The organism is Arthrobacter sp. Z5-13 (assembly GCF_056499105.1).
Window position 1 is genome coordinate 4127474 of the sequence record NZ_CP096460.1, and the last position, 22033, is coordinate 4149506.

Genomic DNA, 22033 nt, shown 5'->3' on the forward strand with positions numbered 1-22033 from the left:
GTTGCAGAAATATCCCGACATGTGGTCCAGGGATGCCGTCAGATGTGAGTCAGGATCATCAAGGGGACCACAATTACGGAGAAAATGACCGGCAGCCCAGCGACGAGGAGGGCGCCGAGCGCCCATCCCTCTTCCCCGTTTCGCTTCAGCAGGCCGATAGCGACAATGAAGGTGAACACCAGCAGCAGGAAGGATAGAACCACTATTCCGAAGGAACTGGCGACGATCGGGGACTGCGGAGCAGTGCAGGAAAACAGGCAGATGGAATCAAAAAACACAGCGATCCCACCAACAAAGCCAACAATGCCTACGATTGCGAGGACGAAAACCGTCAGACCTGAATATTTGCTCTTCATAGCCGTAATCATGCGCTAGTACCGGAAGCAAATCCAAACGATGGACTAACCCTTTGGCCATTGATCGGTGCATTCTGGCAACGGGCTTTGCCGGGGCGGAGGGCAACCAAAAAACCTGGGCATGGACGGGACGTGCCCAATATTGGGCGAGTTGTGGGCACTATTGGGCGGGCTGTGACCAAGGGAAAACCCCAGCGGCTTCGTTGTGCCTCGCCCTGCACTGACCGCTACTAACGTTGTACCCGACTGCTTCCAACGTTGTACCCTGATGGCAGGGCAGTCTTCCTGCCCGTACGCGGGGGAAGGAGTGGCTGTGTCGGTCACGATCAAGGATGTTGCACGAGTCAGCGGCTTTTCCATTAAGACGGTGTCCAATGTGATTAATGGACATCCGCAGCTGCGTCCTGAAACCAAGCAACGGGTGGAAGACGCCATTGAGCAGTTGGGCTACCGCCCGAATCTCTCAGCACGGAACCTGAGGTCGGGCAGGTCAGGGGTCATCGGATTGATCATTCCTGATCTCACCACCGCATATTTTGCGGAGCTCGCCGACGCGATTATGCGTGCGGCCGCCGCCAGGGGGCTTGCGGTGTTGATCGAACCTATCGGCAGCGGCCGCGAAAACGAACTCGCTGCGCTACAAGGCCAGCACAGGCACATGGTGGACGGTGTTATCTACAGCTCTCTCACGCTTGGTGCAGCCGACGCCGACCTCCTGAAGAGTGTTGACACGCCATTGGTTGTCCTCGGCGATACTTCCTTCGATGGCCAAGTGGACAGAATCACGATGGCAAACACGGCTGGTGCGCGCGCAGCGACTGACCATCTGCTGTCGACGGGTCGCCGGCGCATTTTGGCACTGGCTGCCCATGAAGGTGACATCGTCGCTTCAGCTGAGCTCCGTTTGGCTGGTTACCGTCAGGCTATTGAGGCCGCAGGCCTGACTTTTGATCCAAAGCTGGTCTGCTACGCAGATTCCTGGCATCGCCGCGGCGGTGCCGCAGCGATGACGAGGCTGCTCGAAGATGGAGTGTCTTTCGACGGAATTTTCGCCTTCAACGACACTCTGGCACTTGGTGCCATGCGTGTGCTTCAGGAGTCTGGCCTGCGCATCCCGAAGGATGTAGCCATCGTGGGCTTCGATGACCTGGACGAAACGCGCTATACACTGCCGGCCCTTTCAACGGTGAACCCGCGAAGGGATGAGATCGCCTCGGCTGCTGTAGAGACACTGCTTCGCCGTATTCAAGGTGGGCCGGAGCTGGAAGCCATCGAGATCGAGACGGCGTTTTCCCTCGAAGTCCGCGAGTCCTCCGGGCCCTCGGGCCAAAAGGCTCCGACCGCAACGAACGCCGCCTGAAGAAAATCGCTGGAAAGTCTTGACCCCTCGGCAATAGCGCTGCATGCTTGGTACAACGTTTACTTACAACGTTTACCCTAGATGGTAATCAGGTTCAGGGACACGGAAGTCCCGCACATTGAAAGGGCCGACATGAACAGGTCGCTCACACTTCTTACCGCGGTAGCTGCCGCGTCGCTGGTCCTGACCTCCTGCTCCGGCGCAGGCGCAGGCTCCGATAACAAGGAAGGCTCCAAAGCGGAGCTCACGTTCTGGCACGGCTACACCGAGGCCGACGGTAAGGTCCTGAACAAGATCGTGGAGGACTTCAACGCCTCCCAAAGCGATGTCAGCATCAAGGTCCAGACCAACCCCTGGTCCGTCATCGATGACACGCTGCTGCCGGCACTGTCATCCGGAAACGGACCAGACATAGTGGCCATGCCGGCTGAACGCCTCCCGGTATACGCGGACAAGGGCGCCTTCGTCGAACTCGATGACCTTTACAAAGACCCCAACAGCAATCTGGACAAGCTGGTCCCGGCCGCAGCTGACATGGAGACCGTCAACGGACACAAGTACGGCGTACCGTCCGGCTTCGTGCCCCTGGCAATGTTCTACAACAAGGACCTCTTTGCCAAAGCCGGCATCACCACTCCACCCGCCACCTGGGATGAATGGATCGCAGCGGCCAAGAAGCTCACTGTCGACGCCAACGGTGACGGGACACCCGAGCAGTTCGGACTGGGCCTCCCTGACCACGCCACCGTAGCCAACGGTGTATGGCCGTCCCTCTTCTACGGAAACGGCGGAGACATCGTCAAGGACGGCAAGGCCGTGGTGAACTCACCCGAAAACGCCCAGACGCTGAAGACATGGGTCGACGCCATCCGCAATGACAAGATCTCCCCCGCAGGCCTGGACGGTATTGCGGGTGACAAGCTCTTCAGCAGCGGCAAGGCCGCCATGTACCTGGGCGGGCCCTGGATGTCCTCCATCGCCAAGGAAAACAACATCAATTACGGAATCGCCGCCGTCCCCGCTGGCCCCAAGGATCAGGCTGCATCAGCGATCGGCGTTTCCATGGCCATCACGGAGCAGAAGGACGATTCCAAGGCCGCTGCTGCCCAGAAGTTCTTCAGCTACTTCCTGCAGAGGGAACAGGCCACCGCCTGGTCCCTGGGGTCCGGATGGCCGCCGCTACGCTCAGACATCCCCGCCGCTGACGTTGCCGCCAATCCCGTGGTGGAAGCCTTGACGAAGCAGTCCGAGTTGGGCCGTCCCCTTCTGCCCGGCGTCGTCAACAGCACCGACACCCTCACAGCAGTGGACAAGCTCACGCAGCGAGCCGTGGCCGGCGAAAACGTCCAGGACCTGCTGAACGAGACACAGGCCTCGATACAGAAGATCCTCGACGCCAAGTAATCACGACCTACGGATGCGGCGCCTCCTCCCGGGCGCCGCATCCTTCGAAAGAAGCTCCCATGAGCACGACTGTGCACAAGAAACCGCAGGAAACACGGCGGTACCGGGCTCCCGCGCCCCTCGGCGGCCGCCGCAACCCAGCCATCGGCCAGCGCCGCAAGAACCTCCAGGCCCTCGCATTCCTTCTCCCAGCCCTCGTGGTCCTCGGCGCCTTCACGGCCTGGCCCATGTTCTCCGCTCTCCGCCTGTCCTTCACCGACGCCAGCGGATTCGGCAAAGAAGAATGGGTGGGCTTTGAAAACTACGCCCGCATCTTCACCGACCCCGTCATCATCAACGCCGTCGTCAATACGGCTCTTTATGCACTGTTGTTTACGCCGACGGCGGTGGCCCTCGCTTTGGCGCTTGCCCTGCTGCTGAATGATCCGAGGCTGCCGTTCAGGGGATTCTTCCGCACAGCCTTGTTCCTGCCGTTCATCATCAGCCTCGCCGTTGCCGCTATCGCCTGGGCGTATCTGATCGATCCCCAGGTCGGCCTGCTGAACTACTGGCTCGGCAACGCCGGAATCCGGATTGGAAACGTCCTGCAGGATCCGGTCCTTGCCATGCCGGCCGTCGCATTCGTCGCCGTATGGAAGAGCTTTGGCTTCTACATGGTCATCTTCCTCGCAGGGCTCCAGGAAATCCCCGGAAGTCTATACGAGGCCGCCCGCGTCGACGGTGCCGGACCTTGGACACGCTTCCGGCATGTGACCATGCCGATGCTCTCTAACACCACCGCGTTCGTCCTGATCTTCGCCCTCATAGCAGCATTGCAGGCCTTCGACCAGATCTACGTCATGACCGGCGGCGGCCCCTACGGCCACACCGAAACCGTCGTCATGCAGATCTACACGTCCGGCTTCCGCAAACTCGACGTCGGATTTGCCTCCGCGCTTTCCTATGTCCTGCTCGCCGCGACCTTGCTGCTGAGCGTTATCCAATTCGTCTTCTTCGGAAAACGGGAACGGGAAGGTGACTGATGTCCACCACACTCCGGCCATACTTCTCCGCCAGGAATGCCGGGACCGGCATGCGCTCCCCGAAACGTTCCACGTTCAACCGCGCTCTGGTGGTCGCACTGCTGGCCCTGGCCACCGCGGTGATCCTCCTGCCCATCGCAATCATCGTCTTTACGGCCTTCAAGCCCGCCGCCGAAGTCAATGCCTTCCCTCCCACGCTCGTACCGGGACAGTGGACACTGGATAACTTCGCCAGGATCTTCCAGGAACTGCCCTTTGCCCGGCTGATCGCCAACAGCTTCATCTTCGCAGGCGGCGTCACACTGTTCGCCCTGTTGTTTGACTCCCTGGCTGCCTATGCCTTGGCGAGGATTGACTTCACTGGCAAGAAATTCCTGCTCATCGCGATCATCGCAAGCCTGATGATACCGTTCCAGGCCACCCTCGTGCCGGTCTACCAGCTCGCCAGCGACCTCGGGTGGGTAAATTCCTTCGCCGCCCTGATCTTCCCCCGGGCCGCGGACGCCTTCGGGATCTTCTTCCTGCGTCAGTTCTTCCTTTCCCTGCCCAGGGATTTGGATAATGCGGCCCGCATCGACGGCGCTTCCGAGTGGCGGGTCTACTGGAACGTCATCCTGCCAAATGCCATGCCGGCCATCCTGACCCTGGGAGTGTTCGTGTTCGTCAACAACTGGAACGACCTGCTCTGGCCGCTGATCTTCACGACCGATAAGAACATGGGCACACTGACCTCGGGACTGACCCTCCTGACTGGCCCCGGCGGCATCGTCCCGTACGGCGTGATGATGGCAGGAGCCCTCGTGGCCATCCTCCCCCTCGCCGCCATCTTTATGTTTGTCCAACGCCGCTTCATCGAAAGCGTCGCCACCACCGGATTGAAGTGAGGAAAAATTTGAACTGGTACCAAGACGGGCACCTGCACTTCGGCCTCGGCATCGAAGATACGTTCATTCCCCAGGAACGCGCAGGAGAACGGTCCCTCGACGAATACGAGCTCACCCAGCACTACAGGTTCTGGCACCAGGATCTTGGCCTGGCCAAAGAAGCCGGCGGCGAATTCCTCCGCTGGGGAATCCCCTGGTACCGGATCAACCCCGAGCCCGGGGTGTGGAAGTGGGAGTGGCTGGACAAAGTAATGGACCGCTTCGCCGAACTCCAACTCAGGCCGCTGGTGGACCTCATGCACTACGGGACCCCGACCTGGCTGGACAACCAGTTCCTGAATTCCAGCTATCCCGAACGCGTCGCCGACTACTCCGCCCGTGTCGCCGCCCGCTACGCAGACACAGTAGTGGACTACACCCCCGTCAACGAGCCGATGATCCACACGCTGTTCTCGGGCAAGTTCGGGCACTGGCCACCGTATCTTTCCGGGGACGACGGGCTGGTCGCCCTGGTACGCAATCTGTCCAAGGGCTTTGTCCTGGCCCAGCAAAACATGGCAGAGGTCCTCGGGGACCGCGCCATCTTCACACACGTCGACGCCGGATTCCGGTTCGTCAGCGACTCCAGTGACGGTTTGCACGACGAGGAAATCCGGCACCTCACGGCGCGTTCCTACCTCGTTGAAGACCTCGTCACAGGCAAGGTGGATGCCGGCCACGAGCTCGCGTCCTGGCTCAGCCGCCACGGGATGACGGACTACGACCTGAGCTGGCACCAGGAGAACATCGTGCTTCCCGATGTGATGGGCGTGAACTACTATCCTTTGCACTCCACGGAACTGCTCGAAGCCGGGAAACCCCGGCGCGGAGACATCTCGGACCCCCGTGCCGTCCGCAATGACTGGACCAAAGGGCTGGCCGATGTCCTCACCAATTACGGGCAGCGCTACGGCGCCCCGGTAGCCCTGACTGAAACCTGCCTCACTGGATCCCACGACCGGCGCCTGGAGTGGCTGGACGCGTCAGTGGAATGCGTGCAGCAGCTGCGAGCCGCTGGACAGAACATCGTCGGCTACACCTGGTGGCCGGTCACGGACATGTATGAATGGACCTACCGCTACGGAACCGAACCGCTGGAACACTACCGGCTGACCATGGGCCTGTGGGACCTGGTGCCAGATGAAATCGGTACGCTCCACCGCATCAAAAACCCCGTCGCGGACCGATTCCTGCACCACGCAACCAAGGCCATCGCCGATATGACCCCAAAACCCGTATTCGTCTCCGAACAGGAAAGAAGCCCGTGGCCACTGCACGCCTGACCCTTGACCCCCGGCGCGTGGTCGGCGCCATCAACCGCCGCATGTTTGGCTCCTTCGTTGAGCATCTCGGCCGAAGCGTCTACGACGGAATCTATGAACCCGGGCATGAACATGCCGATTCCGCCGGATTCCGAAACGACGTCAAAGAACTGGTAATGGAACTGGGCATCTCCGCCATCCGCTACCCTGGCGGCAACTTTGTATCCGGCTTCAAATGGGAAGACAGCGTCGGTCCCGTCGAGCAACGCCCTCGGCGACTCGATCTCGCTTGGCACTCCACGGAGACCAATGAAGTAGGACTGCACGAATTCGCGGGCTGGCTCGAGGAAATCGGTAGCGAACTCATGCTTGCCGTCAACCTCGGAACCCGCGGGACCCAGGAAGCCCTGGAGCTCCTGGAGTACTGCAACCTCCCCTTCGGGACCGCGCTCGCGGCCGAGCGTGCCCGCAACGGCCGGGACAAACCGTTCAATATCAAGATGTGGTGCCTGGGCAACGAAATGGACGGACCCTGGCAAATCGGGCACCGCAGTGCAGAGGACTACGGCAAGCTCGCCTCACAAACCGCCAAAGCCATGCGCCAACTGGACCCCTCCATTGAATTAGTGGCTTGCGGATCATCCAGCGCAGACATGCCTACATTCGGCGAATGGGAACGGGTTGTCCTCAACCACACTTACGACGACGTCGACTTCATCTCCTGCCACGCCTACTACGAAATCAAGAACTGTGACCTCGGCAGCTTCCTTGCCTCAGCGGTGAACATGGACCGCTTCATAGACTCCGTCACGGCCACCGCAGACCACATCAAAGCTGTCCATAGCAGCGACAAGACGCTGAACATCTCCTTTGATGAATGGAATGTCTGGTACAACGAACGCTTCGAAAACGTCGACAAAATCACAGGCATCGACAACTGGCCTGTAGCCCCGCGTCTCTTGGAAGACACCTACACCGTCGCGGACGCAGTCGTCGTCGGGAACCTGCTCATCTCACTCCTCAACCACGCCGACAGGGTCACCTCCGCATCCCTGGCCCAACTGGTTAACGTCATCGCCCCCATCATGACGGAGCCAGGCGGACCGGCCTGGAAACAGACCACGTTTTTCCCCTTCGCCCTGACCTCCAACAACGCTAACGGCTTCACTCTCGACACTGGGCTGGAAAGCGAAACCTACGACACTGCCACGCACGGTACGGTCCGTACCGTCGATGCCGCGGCCAGCTACGACCCCACAGATGGCAAGGCGGCGGTGTTCCTGGTGAACCGCAACACCCAAGGGCCCTCGACAGTCTCCATCGACACCCGTCACCTTGGAAACGTGAAGATCCTGGGCGCACAGACCCTGACGGACTCTGACGTCTTCGCATCCAACACACTGAGCAACCCCCAACGGGTCCAGCTCCAACCTTTAGAAGGGATCGAACAGCACGGGGGCTCCATCACCCTGACGCTGCCCCCCGTATCCTGGAGCGCACTCCTCCTGGCCGGCACTCCCGCGCACGCCTAGGAAGCGCCCGGAGCGCCCACTGCATGCACCCCGCCCGTCGCTCGCATCCCCCAAAAAACACACATCGGAGAAGGAATGAAAGATGTCTCGCCACGTTCAGCCATGCCCCGTTACTTTGCCGGACCAAGGGGGGCCCAACCCCTCATAGCCGGCGTACTGCTGGTCCTCTTGATGGTGCTATCAGCACAATTCACTGCGGCAACCCCTGCCGCAGCCGTCACCACAGGAAATGGCGCCCTTGTCTACTCCCCGCCGGCAGGTTCCTCGTTCAACCCTGAGGGCGGTCGGGCCGCCGGCACCACGTACCCCAAAGTCATCACACTGAAAAACAATGGAACCGCCAACGGAACACTACTGGCAACGTTCGACAAACTGGTTCTGACCAATGGAGTACAGACCTACCCGATCCACCGCAGCACCGATAACGGAACCACGTGGACCAAGATCTCCGATGTAAATCCCAGTACCAACTTCCCCGCCCTGACCCGCACCGCTCAGCCGTACCTCTTCGAACTTCCCCAACAAGTGGGCAACCTCCCGGCCGGGACCGTACTGCTCGCCGGCATGATCATGCCAGAGGACAGGTCAAGCAGCAGACTCGTGGTCTACAAGAGCCTGGACAAGGGAGTCACCTGGTCATTCCAGAGCACCATCGACTCCGGCGGCCCCGCTGTGTACGATCCGAGCCCAACCTCCACCACCACCACAGTGTGGGAGCCTTCGCTCGCCATCGACGGGCTCGGCGGCCTGGTAGCCTACTTCTCCGACGAGCGGCAGAAAGCCAACGGCGTGCTGCAGGCCGTGTCCTACCGCCGCTCCACCGACGGCGGTCTCACCTGGGGTGCATTGGCCAACGTATCTGCCCCGCCAAACAATAGTGACCGCCCGGGAATGATCACTGTCACCAAAATGCAGGATGGCCGCTACCTGGCCACTTTCGAGGTAGTGAACCGCCCAAGCCAGACCCAGAACACAGCTCCCGTCTACTTCAAGACTTCACCGGATGGCCTGAACTGGTCCCCCGAGGCCAGCATTGGCACAAAAGTGGCGCTCCAGGATGGCCGGGGCATTGGCTCGTCCCCCTACGTCAAATGGGTTCCGACCGGCGGCCCAAAGGGCATGGTGATCATCGCCTCAAAGTGGGCCCTGGATGCGTCCGGAACCATCGACGGCGGCCAGAACTTCTATGTCAACTACAACCTCGGCGAGGGCCCTTGGGAACGCCTGCCGTTCGCCGTCACTTACGATGCCACCGATACCCAGGGCGGCTCCTTCACAGGATTCGCTCAAGGATTCGATACAAGTGTCGACGGGAGAACCCTCTACCAGGCCGCCAATGTCGAAAACCTCAGCACTACCTATAACGATGTCAGAGTGGGCTCGATCCCCTTGGACGCTCAACAGTACGAAGCCGAACGGGCAGTACGTCAGGATACTGCCCTGGTCACAGACCCCGATGCGTCCAATGGAGCCAAGGTCGGCAACATCAACAACACCGGCAGCTCCGTCACGTTCACTGTCAGGGTGCCCGCAGCCGGTACCTACACCCTGAACATGCGCTATTCGAACGGAACAGGCGCCACCAGTTCCCACTCCGTCAAGGTCAATGGTGGGGCCTCCAGCACGTTGAACTACCCGGCCACAGTCGACTGGGGACGCTACGGCTGGGCGCAGATGACGGCCACCCTTGCCGAGGGAACCAACACCGTCTCCTTTACCAAGGCGGGTTCATTTGCTGAGCTGGACGCTCTCCACGTCTACCGCGCATCCGCGGGCCTGGACCCGCAGTTCCGCATCGTTAACCGTAACAGCGGTAAATCACTGGAAATCCTCGGAGCTTCCACCGCTGACGGCGCAGGGGCCGGACAGTGGGGCGACACCGGCAATCCGACCCAACTGTGGAGCGTCAGCCAGGCCACCGGCGGAATCCAATTGAGAAACGTCAACAGCGGCAAACTGCTCGAGATCGGTTCTGCTGCAACAGCAAACGGAGTTCAAGCAACACAATGGGGCCCCACCGGAAACCCCACTCAGGTCTGGTCCCCCAGCGTCAGCGGCGGCTGGTGGAAACTCACTAATGCCAACAGCGGAAAGTTACTTGAAATAGCGGGCGCGTCAACCGCCGACGGAGCTATCGCGCAGCAGTACACGGCGAATGGCTTCACTTGCCAGCAATGGAAGCTTGTGCGCGAAGGCGTTCAATAGCAAGGCCTAAGCCAGCACGTCAGTACGCAATGGAACAAGGTCCCTGCCAGGAAATCCTGGTCAGGGACCTTGTTCCATTTTCCATTGTTCTTTTCATTGGAAGGCTCGCGCCGTCCGGAGCCAACTCCGAGAACCCTCACGTTGCCGTCGTTAGCCTGGTAGGAGTGGGTTACGGTTGCGCGCACCAGCGCGCAGCCCGTCCATGACGAGGTCCAGGAGCCACGTCAACCGTGGTTGCCAATCCGTGTGGGAGTCGAGTTGCCACAGACCCGCGATGGCGAGGAAGAAGTCATCTGCTGTGACTCCGGGGCGAATGGTGCCGGCCTGCTCGCCGGAGCGCAGCAGCAGGTCGGCCGCGGCGAACATTGGCGCGTATCCCGGCTTCTCCTTGCTGCCTGGTGCGGAGGTGGCCTGGCGGACCGCGTCGGCCAGGCCGGCTTTAGCAATCGCGTACCGAGCGAGGTGATCCATCCATTCCCTCAGGGCTTGATCCGCCGGCCGGGTCTTGAGTAGGTCTGCCGCCACATCTGCGACCTGTTCCATCCCGTGGCGGTAAACCTCCAGAATCAGAGCCTCACGGTCCGGGAAGTGCCGGTAGATGGTGCCCTGCCCCACGCCTGCCTTCTTCGCGATCACACTGAGGGGGACGTCCGCGGAACGTGTCAGCTCAGCAAATGCCACGTCAAGAATGCGGTCACGGTTCAGTTTTGCATCCGAGCGTATCGATGCGTCTTTCGGTTCTGGCACCAGACCTCCTTCGCGAGAGTTTATTACAGTCAACCTTGCTAACCGGACAACTGTCCGCTAACGTCGTATCCGAACCGGACAACTGTCCGCTATGCCCTTGGACATTTTAGTGAGAGAGAACAACTCAATGAAATCTACCGGAAACACCATACTGATCACCGGCGGCACCTCGGGCATCGGGTACGGCCTTGCCCTACGCTTCCACGAGGCCGGCAACACGGTGATCGTGGCTGGTCGGCGCAAAGAGCTGCTGGACCAGATCACTACCGAACACCCCGGCATCGAGGCGATCATCCTCGACGTTGCCGACCCTGACTCGATCACCCGGGCGGCCGAAGTCCTGGCTGTCAGCCACCCGCAATTGAACGTCCTGATCAACAACGCCGGAATCATGCAGCACGAGAACGTGTTGGACCCAGCCGCACCGCAGATCGCCGAGGACCACATCACTACAAACCTGCTCGGCGCCATCCGGATGACCTACGCCTTGCTGCCGCACTTGGTGACCAAGGACGACGCCGCCGTCATGAACGTCACCTCCGCGCTGGCGTTCGTACCGTTGCCGATCACCCCGACCTATAGCGCCACCAAAGCCGCCCTGCACTCCTTCACCACGAGCCTGCGTGTCCAACTCGCCGATACCGCAGTCCAGGTCATCGAGGTCGTTCCGCCGGGCGTGCGGACGGCGCTGTTGGGCCAGCAGGACGACGAGAACGCCATGCCGCTGGAGGAGTACCTGTTGGAAACTATGACGCTGCTCAACGCCCGGCCTGACGCCAAGGAAATCGTGGTGGAACGCGCTAAGTTCCTCCGCGATGCCGAGGCCGACGGCCGGTACGAAAACGCCCTCGACATGCTCAGCGGTGTCGGCGCCTGAACCTCGCGACGTCATCCTGGCGATCCCGTTTGGTGTCCAGCGCGATCTCACGGCTGCAGAGTCATCATCGTCGTCAGGTACTTTCGCAGATTGAACGATTCGCGTGCGTCATGTCCACAGCGCTATAGAAGAGGAGGCCAGCGAGCTTTGCATCGAAGCACGCGGTTTTAATCGCGTCATTGACTACGATCCCGCGCGGGTTTTCCTGGCAGCGGACGATGTCGAATTCGCTCTCACTGGCCTCACGCAGCACGGTGTAGAGGAACATATACGTCGGGTCCCGGCCAGCGGCGTGCCCTCGAAGAACAGACTGTATGGCGCCGAGAGCTTGTGATCGTACTCCACCATGCCGTAGGTGCTGATGCTGGGTGATGCCAGATAGATCATCAAGATCCTTTCACGGATGCCTTCGCTACTTTCTCAGGCGCAGCGCGGGGGGTCAATCGTGTGCATGGATGATGGAAATGCCATTCCTCCGGAGATCGCTGAGGGTGGGATCACTCTGGGGGCTGTCCGTGATGATTCCCGCTATCTCGTCAAGCGGCAGAACTTTGTAACGGGACGAGACTCCGATTTTTTCGGTGCTTGCAAGAACGTAGGTCTCAGCTGCCCGGCTTGCAAGTGCCCGCTTCATTGCCGCCTCCTCAACATCCCCCGTGGTGAGCCCCTCGATGGAACGCACACCGGTCACTCCGAGGAGGAAGAGGTCAGCCGAAATTGCCTGGGCCGCCTCAGCCGCAGCAGCTCCGCAAGTCACCGCCGAATGCTTGAACAGACGACCACCGAGGAGAAAGACGTCGATACCCGTATGCGACACGAGCGCGGCGGCGATCGTAGGGCTGTGCGTAATGATTGTGCACGAAAGGGACGGTGCAAGAGCCCGAACAACTGCAAGGGTCGTGGTGCCGCCGTCAAGGATGACGGTACTGCCCGGATCAATGAGCCGGGCAGCCCGCCGGGCGACCCTGTCCTTGCTTTCCGGCTGAACAGTGGTGCGTGCATCGTAGTCCGCAATCGCCGGCGAGACGGGTAATGCCCCGCCATACACGCGTTGGCACAGTCCGGCTGAAGCGAGTTCGCGGAGATCACGGCGCACACTGTCCGCGGACAGCCCCAGCTCAGCGGCGATTTCCTTGGCGACCAGCTTTCCCTCGGTCGACAACCGGTTGAGGAGAAGAGTGTGACGTTCAGCAGCAAGCATTCGCGTTCCTTCCGATTAATGCACGTTATTGCGTTATTGTAACCGGTATGACTACGTCCATGATGATTTTGATCGCCGGTCCTTACAGATCCGGCACAGGTGATGACCCGCAACTGCTGGGCCAAAACCTCGCCCGCCTCGAGCAGGCGGCGTGGCCGATATTCAATGCCGGGCATTTGCCGATGATCGGCGAGTGGGTCGCACTCCCGGTTTTGAGGGGCGCGGGAGTCAATGATCTCTCCGATCCGCTTGCCGGCGAGGTGATGTACCCGGCAGCTCAACGCCTGCTCCAGCGATGCGATGCGGTTCTGAGGCTTGCCGGCGAGTCGTGCGGCGCCGACCAGGATGTTGCCATCGCACGGGAACGGGGCATCCCTGTCTACTACGACCTTGATGAAATCCCCGGCATGACGACGCGAACGGGCGTCATTCAGTGAGATCGACCCTGGCCTGCATTTCGCCCGGACAGCCCGGGGTAGACATCCCGGACAGCCGGGGACGCATGGGGCTGGACCATGCTGGCATCGATCTGAACAGCAACCCGAACGTGGGGATCATCCGCGTCGAGGTGACCTCGGAGGGGTGGCATGTCCTGCGACGAACCACCTTCACGTTCCGCCGACGGGACGGGCAACAGGTAGTCCAGCAGCGCGAAACCTATGACCGAGGCAACGGCGCAACAATTCTTTTGTACGACCACAATCGGAGGACTGTCCTCCTGACGCGGCAGTTCCGCTTCCCCGCATATGTTAACGAGCACGTCGACGGGATGCTCATCGAAACAGCCGCTGGCCTCCTGGACGATGATGCGCCCGATGTTGCAATCCGACGGGAAGCCCGCGAGGAGCTCGGCGTCACCGTCGGGGATCTGCAGCACGTATTCGATCTCTACATGAGCCCCGGGTCCGTCACGGAGCGTGTCCACTTCTTCGCCGCCCCTTACGTCCGAAACGATCAGACTGGCCCAGGGGGCGGCTTGCAGGAGGAGGGAGAAGACATCGAGGTTCTCGAGATGCCCTTCGATGAAGCACTTGCCATGACAACCGATGGCAGGATCGTCGACGGCAAAACCGTTATTCTCCTTCAGTGGGCCGCCATCACCCATCTCCTTCAGCCCTCCAGCTAAAAACCCAGAACGGGGCAAGGATCCGATCAACAAGTGATACGGCCTACGGGGTACCGGACGGACGCCGTCGCCGTATCACTGGCCGTATGGACGCACCAGCCGGCCCTTACGTCGTGCGCGCAGGTAAAGGCGACGTCACCGGCGAGCCCGGGCCGCTCGACCGGTACCTCCTCGAGAGCGCGAACTCGCGTGCTCGAGATAATCGTCCCCGGGGGTGTCGAGGCGATGTTCCGCCGACTCGCCGAGCCCGGCGGCGAGTACTCCCCCGATACGCTTCCCGCCCTGGCGGCCGAGTACGGCGCCGAGGTGGACTTCGAGGCGACGATGCCACTGGTCGAGCGGCACGGACTGTTGTTCTAGCCGGGGTGTCGGTCTGCCAGTCTCAGCAGTACAGTGCTCGCTCTTCGTTTGTCATGGGTCGGGTGTGTCCCTGAACGATTTCGCTTCCAATGCCGTTTTTGTCTGGTCCTTCGACGGTGACGGTGCTGGTCGTCCAGTAGTAGTGGTCCCATCTGCGCTCACTAAAGTTCATTTTGTAGTGACCCTTGACCCTCTCCATCGCCGTCGATTTAGTGACATACCCAATGCTCAACGCAGGCACGTGAACCGTGACAAACCCGCCTCTCGAGTCGCTGCGGCTCCATTGATGGTTGTAGTTGGCCTCAACGGAAGCTTCAAATAGACCAAACAGAACGCCAGACTTGACTGTGATCGCACCGCCCACAGTGTCGCTGCTACCCGTTGTTTCTGACCAGTTGCTTTGGAGGTCAACGACGCCTGGACCGCAATTAGGTGACATCGGCGAAACCAACTTCAGGTCCGTTGTGTACCGCTCACTGGACTCCGGAACGAACTCGCAGTGGTCGGCTCCCTCGCATGCTGCCAGCAGCTCTTCAGTCGTTGGCCCTTCGGCTGCCATCGCCGCGGTAGCCGGCAGCAACGTCAGGAGCAGGGTACCTGCGGCAGCCATCCCGGCCGCCTTGGACAATCTGAGTTTCTTCATACTTCCTACTTTCGTTGGGGTCTCCCGGAACGAGGTTGGGGCTACCCGCGCCGAGAGCTTGCAGCAGATCACTCATCTACCCGGGTAAGGCTAGTCACACCGATAAGCCCCCTAGGGGATTCCGGGCCTGAATCAGCAGAACACTGGCCACTCGTCTAACTGATTCCTTACATGACATGCACAAGGGCTCAGTAAGGTGTAGGGAATTCAGGAGGTTCTGGGCGTGCGCAAATCAGGAAGGCTATCGCTTCTGCGCTTTCCACAATGAGACGGTTTGGAAGAACAGGGATGGCGGCTGTGAATAGAGTTCCGGCAGTTATCGTTCTTGCGAGTCTTTTGCGGAATCCGGCGATAGATGTGCGCGCTTCGCGCACAGTGCGCCACGCAGAAACGCAACCGAAACGAGGGCCGCCCGGTTGCCCACTTTCCACGCCCTCATTACCCGAGCCAAATGCCATTTGACCGCTTGGGGGCTGTAGTCCAAAGCCTCTGCTATTTGTTCGTTTGAACGCCCAGCGGCAACCAAGGCCAGCATATCGAGCACGGGACTCTCTAGAATCCCGGGCACGGGTTCAAGGATGTCGTCTAAGTTATCGCCATCTGCCCCCGGCCCGCCGAGGTGTGGATGCTTGACTGCGTCAAACCAAAACTCAACCCAATATGCTGTCATCTCGGCCGAGAGGCGCGCGGCTCGTTCCATGAGCAGAGTAAGCTCCCGGTGAGAAAGTGCATGTTTCCAGGAGCGTGCATATGCGTAGAAAACGCGAAGTGAAGGGGCGCCTCCTCGTAGCATCAGCCTGAGTGGCACATCAGCCAGCCGCATGGATCTCGCGGAGGCACGAAGCGCTGTGAGCGTGTGCGGGCTCAAGGCACCGCCCGACTCTATGCACCGCAGAACATCATGTATCACCACCGGGAGGAGCTCGGCATAGCGGGCCCGGAGGTACAGAGAGTGCGGGGAAACCGGCCCGAACGCCCGGGCATCGAGCATCGCTTCAATGAGCATGTCAGCATCGGCAAGGAGGCCGCCAATTCTAACCTGCTCTGTGCGCCCAGGCCGCTCGCCCTTCTCGTTGCCCTGGGCCCAAGAACGAAGGTCATCTGCAAGTGTCATCCTGTGTCCTGTGGTTTGATCGTGCGGCTTGGCGGGATTGGCCGCGAAGGGCGGCTGCCATCAGGTGATCACGCAGGGTTTCAACAATCCCGGATTGCTGCCTCTTTTCCTCTCTTTACGAGGCATGTCCGGGCCAGCGTAACTGCCTTCCCTGACAGTTCCCTGTCTCGAATTGCACGGTCTAACAACTGACAGCCCCAATACTGCAATCAGTGGGGATAGACGAGAATAACCACTTGCTGGTGAGACGGCCGCCCTCGCCCGCGTCAGTCTGACTCCGGCCCAAGGTCCAGTTCTTCTTCGTCTCCGTCCGGCACGGCCTGGTTTGCGATCAGGTCCACGCGATCGGCAGCAGTCAGGCTCTCATCTCCTTGGATCTGTGCAACATCCTGGCTTTCGATGGCCTCGGCCGGTTCAGGCTTGGATTCGGACATCTTCGTCTCCCTCGTGGTCCATAAACGCTATCTGGATGGCCAGAATAACCCCGTCAATCCAGCCAGTCCAGAGCCCTCTTCCGCGCATTTCTCCAACGTTATAGACTCTTCGTCATGATCCCTGACTCCCCCCTTTTCCGGTGCCCCGTTTTCGACGGCGCGGCCGATCCGACAGTTATCCACAAGCGCGGCAGCGAAGAGTGGTGGATGTTTTACACTGCACGCCGGGCAACACATACGGCGGGCGGATGCGAATGGATTACCGGCACCCGTATCGGCATCGCAGTCTCCCTTAACGGGGGATCGTCCTGGGAATACCGCGGCGTAGTGGACGGCCTGGATCCAGAGGAATCTCCCGGCCTCAACACGCACTGGGCACCGGAGGTTGTGTGGCACGAGGGCAAGTACCACATGTTCCTCACGTGGGGTGCTGGAGCACCCGGAACCTGGGCTGAACAGACAGAGCGGCGCTTGGTTCACTTCATCAGCGATGACCTGGAGCAGTGGGACTTCATTGAAAGGATCGACGTCGGCTCAGAGAACGTGATCGACGCCGCCTTCGCTATGGTGGCGGACGGCCAACCACGCCTGTGGTTCAAAGATGAAGTGGACGGATCCACCACCTGGTCAGCCGTCAGCGACGATGCAACAGGCCTCACCGGCTGGCGCCCGGAAGGGCAGGTAATTGGCCGTCCCGCCCACGAAGGGCCGAACGTTTTCCAGCTGGGCGGCTGGTACTGGATGGTGGTTGATGAATGGCGTGGCCAGGCAGTGCACCGTTCTGTAGACGGCCTGACGTGGGAGCGGCAAGAGGCGAGCAACGGACTCATCCTCGACGCTCCCGGCAGCGGCCCGGACGATGCTACGTATGGCAGGCATGCCGATGTTGTCACGCAGGGTGACCACGCCTACATCTTTTACTTCACCCATCCCGAGTGGCAGGACACAGAGATGGTCAGCGGGCTGCTGGACCCCGCCCAGGCCCTGCGTGAGCAGCGCACCAGCATCCACGCAGCCCGGCTCCACGTAGAAGAGGGAGTCCTGGTCTGCACCCGAGACCTGGACTCCCCCGTCAACTTGGACCCTGCCCTTATCTAAGCAGTGGCCTGACTCCTGGCTATTGCTAGGAGTCCACGGCCAGGCGGATCATGCTCCAGGACACCGCCGGAAGCTCGGCGGTGAGCCGCCCGCCGTCGAGCTTTGCCGAAGGGTTTTCGGTGGGCAGGACCGACGTCGAGTCGTCAGCGGTTGCCTGCCAGTACGGATCCTTGTTCGCGTAGGTCACAGCCTCGACGACGCGCACGTTGCCCAATCCTGCGACGGCAGCGTCCAACGTGAGTGCATCCGTGACCGACCGGTTGACGGCGAACACCACTGCCTCACCCTTCTCGGCGTCGAAGGTGGCCACCGCTGACAGTGCATCGAAGTTCTCGATTTTCCCGGCGCTCAGCGCCGGCGATTCCAGGGCAACCTTGAGCACCGTACCCGCGGCATGGCGGGACGTGAGCGCAAAGGGGTGGAACGAGGTCTGCTTCCAGGCGCGGCCGCCCGGCTCGGTCATAATCGGGGCAATGACGTTCACCAACTGGGCCAGGCTGGCGGAGTGCACCCGGTCCGTGTTCCGGAGCAGGGTGATCAGGAGATCACCGACGACGACGGCGTCCGCCACTGTGTAGCGATCCTCCAGCAGCACGGGTGCCACAGGCCAGTCCTTGCCGCTCGGGACCTTGGATTCAGCGCGGCTGCCATGCCAGACATTCCACTCGTCAAAGGAAATGTTCACCTGCTTGGAGGATTTCTTCACGGACTTCACGTGATCGATGTGTGCCACGGTGTCCCGGATGAACTGATCCATCTTGTGGCCCGCGGAAAGGTGCTCCTGCAGGTCACCGAAGTCTTCAAAGTACTGGTGGGCAGAAACAAGGTCCACCAGGTCGTAGGTCTCTGTCAGGACAATACGCTCCCATTCCCCGAAGGTGTCCATACCGGGTGAGGAGCTTCCGCAGGCCACGAGCTCCAGGTCAGGCTCGATCATCCGCATGCCGCGTGCTGTGTCCGCAGCGAGGCGCCCGTACTCCAGGGCGTTCTTGTGACCGATCTGCCAGGGACCGTCCATTTCGTTGCCAAGGCACCACATCTTGATGCCATAGCCGGTTTCCGCGCCGTTGGCCCGGCGCTGATCCGAGAACGCTGTGCCGCCGTCGATATTGCAGTATTCAAGAAGGTCCAGAGCCTCCTGAGTGCCCCGGGTTCCGAGGTTCACGGCCATCATGGGTTCGACGCCGGCCTTCGCCGTCCATTTTGCGAACTCGTCCACGCCAACGTGGTTCGGGTCGGTGGTGTGCCAGGCAAGGTCAAGACGTACCGGGCGCTTTTCCACCGGCCCCACACCATCTTCCCAACGGTAACCGGAGACGAAGTTTCCGCCCGGGTAACGGATGGTGGAAACCCCGAGCTCACGCGTGAGCTCCAGGACGTCGGTGCGGAAGCCATCCTCATCCGCAGAAGGATGGCCGGGCTCGAAGATGCCCGTATAAACACAGCGGCCCAGGTGCTCCACAAAGGAGCCAAAAGTCCTCCTGCGGACCGGCCCCACGGTGAAGGCGGGGTCGATGGTGATTTGTGCCGTGGCTGACTCAGTATTGCCCGTATTACTCAAGGGAAGGATCCTCGCTCTAGTTTCTACAACGTTATAGAACATTCTTGAAGATCAAGCGTGGTACGTCAAGGGATTTGGAAAGTCAGCCCAGGAATTCCTTTCACGTTGGTTTGGCGCTGCCGCCGCGCCCCCCAGCAGCGCGGCGACAGCATGGGTGAACACAGAGAGGCCAGCCTGGTCTTTGGCAATGGTTGATCAACCGGCGGGGCTGTTAATCCCGCTGCTTCACCCGCTGCCCGGCCAGGAAATGTATCAGGTGTCTGGCCTGGCTTTGCTGCCGGACCAGACAGCCGATATCGAAGGCCGACTAACTACTGGGCAGCTAGTGGGTCTGGGCCAGGGGGTCCGGCCAGTTGCCGACGGCGCCCCGCACCGCATGCGGCCACCAACCGATCCGTCCTCTGGCGGAGGACCGCTCCCGGACTAGGGCCCGGGCACAGTCCAGTTGGGTGCAAACAGACATGAGATTCTCCTGACTGAAGTTTCATTCCGAACGCTGACAGCGTCCGGGGCCTTCGTCTGCCTGGAAAAGGGCAGAGTTGACCCATTCAGTCGGGGGTGCACCCGGGATCGAAGGGTGGAGCGACGGGTGGGAGTTCCTGGAGGCTGGGCATTCTGCCAAAGCGGGCCGCCAAGGGAATTGCCCAGAACGCTGCCACTTCCGCCCACGCCTGGGCTCCGCCACCCGCAGATCCGGTGGATCCGGAGCCTGGGCCGACAGCAAGGGCAGCCTGGAGGCGCCGTTCTCCGGGGACTGGTGCCTCCGGTACCGGCGCTGATCCAGCGGGTTCTCCCATAACCGCCAGCGCGTGCAGGGCAGGCGGGGTCAAAAGCCCTTGTCCTGTTCTTGTTCCGGCCGTGATTCCGGCGGGTTCGCTCTCTAGGGGAGGTGAAGGCGGCCCGGCGTTCGCCTCAACGGCCTCGGCGCCGGGTTGGCTGGCAATCGCTTCGCTGTTTTGGCTGCCGTTGAGACCTTCTTGACCAGGTAAAAGAACATCCGGTACGGGCGGAAGCGGCTCCGACAGAACAGGAGGCACCACGTCCGTTCCCGGCAACGGAGCAGGCGGCAGGATATCCACCACGCCTTCCACCACGCCCGGGACAATATCCCCCGCACCGTCCACCACGCCGTCGACGACCTCCACTACGTCTGTAACCACGGGCACCAGCAGTACCGGATCCACCGTTGACTGAACGGTTGACTCAACGGCCCCCACTACCTCAGCGAGTGCGGCGCCGACGGTCGGAATGGTGCCTGCGACGGTGTCGCTGGCAGCTTCTGTCACCGTATTGGTCACCGTGTTCACCGGTTCGGTCACGGCATCCGTTTCCGGAAGCAGCGTGTTCGACGGGAGTTCGGCAAGGGCCGGAAGTGGGACCGTCGTGGCGGACGCTTCCTCGAGAGTGGTGGTGCCGGTCTGCGTCGACTGAGGCACGAGGTCAGAATCCGACAGGGCGGCGCTGGCGGTTCCAGCACCCCAGATCAGCCAGGCCAAGGCAGCAAAAGCGGCGAACAAAAAAGGGCGCAGGACACTTCGGCGACGATCATTTGGCGCGAGGTCCATTTTCCACCACCACATGCACAAGGGGAGGCCAGAATACGCCCGACGCCATAGCATCGTCTAGACCACGGCGCTGCCTTCCAGACCATGCCTGACCCACCAGGCGCAGCGGTCCAGCACCTTGAGCGTGGCCTGCGAGCCTAAGGCGCGGTGTGCTTGGCCAGGAAATCGAACGTCTGGTCCCGCGCATCCTGGGCCGCTTTGTAGTCCAGATGGAACTGGTACTCGTGCGGAAGCGCCGGCTCGTGCCCGGCAGGGAAGAACAGCTCTGTCACTGGCACCCCTGCGGATTTCAGCCGGTTGCTGTAGGGGATGGACTGGAGCCACGTGAGGCCGTCACCGTTCCCACCGCTGATGAACGTGGGTGGGAAATCGCCGGTGACGAACTCCACGGTGGACATGGTGCTGCCCGCATAGGTGTCCGACCAGTCCTTGGTGCCCGTGTACCCCCAGAGGGATATTTTGAAGCCCCAGGCCGCAATACCGTTGAGATCCGCCATGGCCTGGAGATCGTAAACGCCGCAGTGCAGGATGGTGGCGGCCAGCTGCTTCTTCTCCAGCGCGGGTTCGATGCCCAGGAGGTTGGCATAGGCGGGGTTCACGGTGAGCGTGGCGAGCTGGCTGGCCAGTTGCGCACCGGCAGAATCCCCGGCGAGCACAATCTTGTTCGGATCGACTTTGAGTTCGGCAGCATGCTCGATGATGTACCCGAGTGCCTTGTTGAGGTCCTCCACCGCAGCCGGGTAGGTGGTCTCCGGGGCTATCGGGTAGTCGAGGCTGATGGTCGTGTATCCCTTGGCTGCCAGGATCCGAAGATAGGGCTCCACATTGGTTTTGTTTCCGGAGATCCAGGCCCCGCCATGGATCCAGACGACGGCGGGCAACGGCCCGGCAGCGCTCTCGGGAGTAAAGGCGTCCAAGGTGCCGCCCTCCATGTAGGCAACATCCCTGCTTTCTGCCATCGGAGTGTCGGGAACGTACGGAAGCATCTCTTCGACGGTGGACTTCGCTCCGCCCTCGAACACGCTGCGGATCAGGAGTGCGGATGGCCAGGGAGTGATGGACAGGGCAATCAGTGCCACGAGGACCAGCACTATGGCGACGTCAAGAATCCGAAACCTTCTTCGCCTGACCTTTGGGTCCCGCTTCTCCTCGAAATCAGCCAAGGCAACGTCTACCGTGTTGCGGCGTTCAGCGGTGATGGCAGTCGGTTCTAAAGGTCCCATTGCGCGCTCTCCCCCGGTCA

Annotated in this window: 21 protein-coding genes; 12 read left to right on the forward strand and 9 right to left on the reverse strand. The window is 61.0% G+C overall.

Going from position 1 to position 22033, the window contains the following annotated elements:
- Positions 1-38 precede the first annotated feature (38 nt).
- Positions 39-356, reverse strand: coding sequence for a hypothetical protein (locus tag M1E02_RS19250; RefSeq protein WP_479375780.1), 318 nt, complete (start codon positions 354-356; stop codon positions 39-41).
- Positions 357-669: 313 nt separating this feature from the next.
- On the opposite strand from M1E02_RS19250, the gene M1E02_RS19255 reads away from it, so the two are divergent.
- The 7 genes from M1E02_RS19255 to M1E02_RS19285 all read left to right on the forward strand — a co-directional run bounded on the left by M1E02_RS19255 (position 670) and on the right by M1E02_RS19285 (position 10064).
- Positions 670-1716, forward strand: coding sequence for a LacI family DNA-binding transcriptional regulator (locus M1E02_RS19255; RefSeq protein ID WP_479375781.1), 1047 nt, complete (start codon positions 670-672; stop codon positions 1714-1716).
- A 132-nt stretch (positions 1717-1848) separates the two neighbouring features.
- Positions 1849-3120, forward strand: coding sequence for an ABC transporter substrate-binding protein (locus M1E02_RS19260; RefSeq protein ID WP_479375782.1), 1272 nt, complete (start codon positions 1849-1851; stop codon positions 3118-3120).
- Positions 3121-3179: 59 nt separating this feature from the next.
- Positions 3180-4142, forward strand: coding sequence for a carbohydrate ABC transporter permease (locus M1E02_RS19265; protein WP_479375783.1), 963 nt, complete (start codon positions 3180-3182; stop codon positions 4140-4142).
- On the forward strand, positions 4142-5026 hold the full coding sequence (locus M1E02_RS19270; RefSeq protein ID WP_479375784.1) for a carbohydrate ABC transporter permease: 885 nt from the start codon (positions 4142-4144) through the stop codon (positions 5024-5026). Before M1E02_RS19265 ends, M1E02_RS19270 begins: the two co-directional genes overlap by 1 nt.
- Before the next feature lie 8 nt (positions 5027-5034).
- The gene (locus tag M1E02_RS19275) at positions 5035-6348 is read left to right on the forward strand and encodes a family 1 glycosylhydrolase (RefSeq protein ID WP_479375785.1); all 1314 of its coding nucleotides are present in this window, start codon (positions 5035-5037) and stop codon (positions 6346-6348) included.
- The gene (arfA, locus tag M1E02_RS19280) at positions 6330-7859 is read left to right on the forward strand and encodes an arabinosylfuranosidase ArfA (protein ID WP_479375786.1); all 1530 of its coding nucleotides are present in this window, start codon (positions 6330-6332) and stop codon (positions 7857-7859) included. Before M1E02_RS19275 ends, arfA (M1E02_RS19280) begins: the two co-directional genes overlap by 19 nt.
- Before the next feature lie 75 nt (positions 7860-7934).
- Positions 7935-10064 (forward strand): RICIN domain-containing protein, encoded by a 2130-nt coding sequence (locus M1E02_RS19285; RefSeq protein WP_479375787.1) that lies wholly within the window; start codon positions 7935-7937, stop codon positions 10062-10064.
- Positions 10065-10214: 150 nt separating this feature from the next.
- On the opposite strand, the gene M1E02_RS19290 is transcribed toward M1E02_RS19285, so the two are convergent.
- A complete protein-coding gene (locus M1E02_RS19290) occupies positions 10215-10811 on the reverse strand; it encodes a TetR/AcrR family transcriptional regulator (RefSeq protein ID WP_479375788.1) in 597 nt (198 codons plus the stop codon).
- A gap of 127 nt (positions 10812-10938) precedes the next feature.
- Between M1E02_RS19290 and M1E02_RS19295 the strand changes: the two genes are divergently transcribed.
- The gene (locus tag M1E02_RS19295; protein WP_479375789.1) at positions 10939-11688 is read left to right on the forward strand and encodes an SDR family oxidoreductase; all 750 of its coding nucleotides are present in this window, start codon (positions 10939-10941) and stop codon (positions 11686-11688) included.
- A 439-nt stretch (positions 11689-12127) separates the two neighbouring features.
- On the opposite strand, the gene M1E02_RS19300 is transcribed toward M1E02_RS19295, so the two are convergent.
- Complete coding sequence (locus M1E02_RS19300) at positions 12128-12889, reverse strand: DeoR/GlpR family DNA-binding transcription regulator (RefSeq protein ID WP_479375790.1); 762 nt, start codon at positions 12887-12889, stop codon at positions 12128-12130.
- A gap of 59 nt (positions 12890-12948) precedes the next feature.
- Here M1E02_RS19300 and M1E02_RS19305 point away from each other — a divergent pair, with 59 nt between their 5' ends.
- The 3 genes from M1E02_RS19305 (at position 12949) to M1E02_RS19315 (ending at position 14375) form a co-directional block, all read left to right on the forward strand.
- On the forward strand, positions 12949-13326 hold the full coding sequence (locus M1E02_RS19305) for a DUF4406 domain-containing protein (protein WP_479375791.1): 378 nt from the start codon (positions 12949-12951) through the stop codon (positions 13324-13326).
- Positions 13327-13343: 17 nt separating this feature from the next.
- Positions 13344-14015: an NUDIX domain-containing protein gene (locus M1E02_RS19310; protein ID WP_479378223.1), complete on the forward strand. Its 672-nt coding sequence runs from the start codon at positions 13344-13346 to the stop codon at positions 14013-14015.
- Between the two features lie 189 nt (positions 14016-14204).
- Positions 14205-14375 carry a hypothetical protein gene (locus tag M1E02_RS19315; protein WP_479375792.1) on the forward strand — a complete coding sequence of 57 codons (171 nt, stop codon included), beginning with the start codon at positions 14205-14207 and terminating at the stop codon, positions 14373-14375.
- Positions 14376-14397: 22 nt separating this feature from the next.
- On the opposite strand, the gene M1E02_RS19320 is transcribed toward M1E02_RS19315, so the two are convergent.
- From M1E02_RS19320 to M1E02_RS19330, 3 genes are all read right to left on the reverse strand, one after another.
- Entirely contained in the window at positions 14398-15018 is a 621-nt protein-coding gene (locus M1E02_RS19320) for a hypothetical protein (RefSeq protein WP_479375793.1), read from the reverse strand.
- A gap of 316 nt (positions 15019-15334) precedes the next feature.
- Positions 15335-16132 carry a helix-turn-helix domain-containing protein gene (locus M1E02_RS19325; protein WP_479375794.1) on the reverse strand — a complete coding sequence of 266 codons (798 nt, stop codon included), beginning with the start codon at positions 16130-16132 and terminating at the stop codon, positions 15335-15337.
- 266 nt (positions 16133-16398) lie between these two features.
- Positions 16399-16566, reverse strand: a complete 168-nt coding sequence (locus tag M1E02_RS19330) for a hypothetical protein (protein WP_479375795.1) — start codon at positions 16564-16566, stop codon at positions 16399-16401.
- 114 nt (positions 16567-16680) lie between these two features.
- Here M1E02_RS19330 and M1E02_RS19335 point away from each other — a divergent pair, with 114 nt between their 5' ends.
- On the forward strand, positions 16681-17664 hold the full coding sequence (locus tag M1E02_RS19335) for a family 43 glycosylhydrolase (protein ID WP_479375796.1): 984 nt from the start codon (positions 16681-16683) through the stop codon (positions 17662-17664).
- 25 nt (positions 17665-17689) lie between these two features.
- On the opposite strand, the gene arfA (M1E02_RS19340) is transcribed toward M1E02_RS19335, so the two are convergent.
- From arfA (M1E02_RS19340) to M1E02_RS19350, 3 genes are all read right to left on the reverse strand, one after another.
- Positions 17690-19225: an arabinosylfuranosidase ArfA gene (arfA, locus tag M1E02_RS19340; RefSeq protein WP_479375797.1), complete on the reverse strand. Its 1536-nt coding sequence runs from the start codon at positions 19223-19225 to the stop codon at positions 17690-17692.
- Between the two features lie 548 nt (positions 19226-19773).
- Positions 19774-20790 (reverse strand): hypothetical protein, encoded by a 1017-nt coding sequence (locus M1E02_RS19345; protein ID WP_479375798.1) that lies wholly within the window; start codon positions 20788-20790, stop codon positions 19774-19776.
- Between the two features lie 137 nt (positions 20791-20927).
- Positions 20928-22013, reverse strand: a complete 1086-nt coding sequence (locus M1E02_RS19350; protein ID WP_479375799.1) for an alpha/beta hydrolase — start codon at positions 22011-22013, stop codon at positions 20928-20930.
- Between the last annotated feature and the right edge of the window lie 20 nt (positions 22014-22033).

Excerpts from the sequence above, each read along its gene's own strand:
- M1E02_RS19250 (WP_479375780.1), bottom strand. The coding sequence starts at position 356 with ATGAAGAGCAAATATTCAGGTCTGACGGTTTTCGTCCTCGCAATCGTA.
- M1E02_RS19260 (WP_479375782.1), top strand. The coding sequence starts at position 1,849 with ATGAACAGGTCGCTCACACTTCTTACCGCGGTAGCTGCCGCGTCGCTG.
- M1E02_RS19265 (WP_479375783.1), top strand. The coding sequence starts at position 3,180 with ATGAGCACGACTGTGCACAAGAAACCGCAGGAAACACGGCGGTACCGG.
- M1E02_RS19270 (WP_479375784.1), top strand. The coding sequence starts at position 4,142 with ATGTCCACCACACTCCGGCCATACTTCTCCGCCAGGAATGCCGGGACC.
- M1E02_RS19285 (WP_479375787.1), top strand. The coding sequence starts at position 7,935 with ATGAAAGATGTCTCGCCACGTTCAGCCATGCCCCGTTACTTTGCCGGA.
- M1E02_RS19295 (WP_479375789.1), top strand. The coding sequence starts at position 10,939 with ATGAAATCTACCGGAAACACCATACTGATCACCGGCGGCACCTCGGGC.
- M1E02_RS19300 (WP_479375790.1), bottom strand. The coding sequence starts at position 12,889 with ATGCTTGCTGCTGAACGTCACACTCTTCTCCTCAACCGGTTGTCGACC.
- M1E02_RS19305 (WP_479375791.1), top strand. The coding sequence starts at position 12,949 with ATGATGATTTTGATCGCCGGTCCTTACAGATCCGGCACAGGTGATGAC.
- M1E02_RS19320 (WP_479375793.1), bottom strand. The coding sequence starts at position 15,018 with ATGAAGAAACTCAGATTGTCCAAGGCGGCCGGGATGGCTGCCGCAGGT.
- M1E02_RS19325 (WP_479375794.1), bottom strand. The coding sequence starts at position 16,132 with ATGACACTTGCAGATGACCTTCGTTCTTGGGCCCAGGGCAACGAGAAG.
- M1E02_RS19330 (WP_479375795.1), bottom strand. The coding sequence starts at position 16,566 with ATGTCCGAATCCAAGCCTGAACCGGCCGAGGCCATCGAAAGCCAGGAT.
- M1E02_RS19335 (WP_479375796.1), top strand. The coding sequence starts at position 16,681 with ATGATCCCTGACTCCCCCCTTTTCCGGTGCCCCGTTTTCGACGGCGCG.
- M1E02_RS19345 (WP_479375798.1), bottom strand. The coding sequence starts at position 20,790 with ATGGACCTCGCGCCAAATGATCGTCGCCGAAGTGTCCTGCGCCCTTTT.
- M1E02_RS19350 (WP_479375799.1), bottom strand. The coding sequence starts at position 22,013 with ATGGGACCTTTAGAACCGACTGCCATCACCGCTGAACGCCGCAACACG.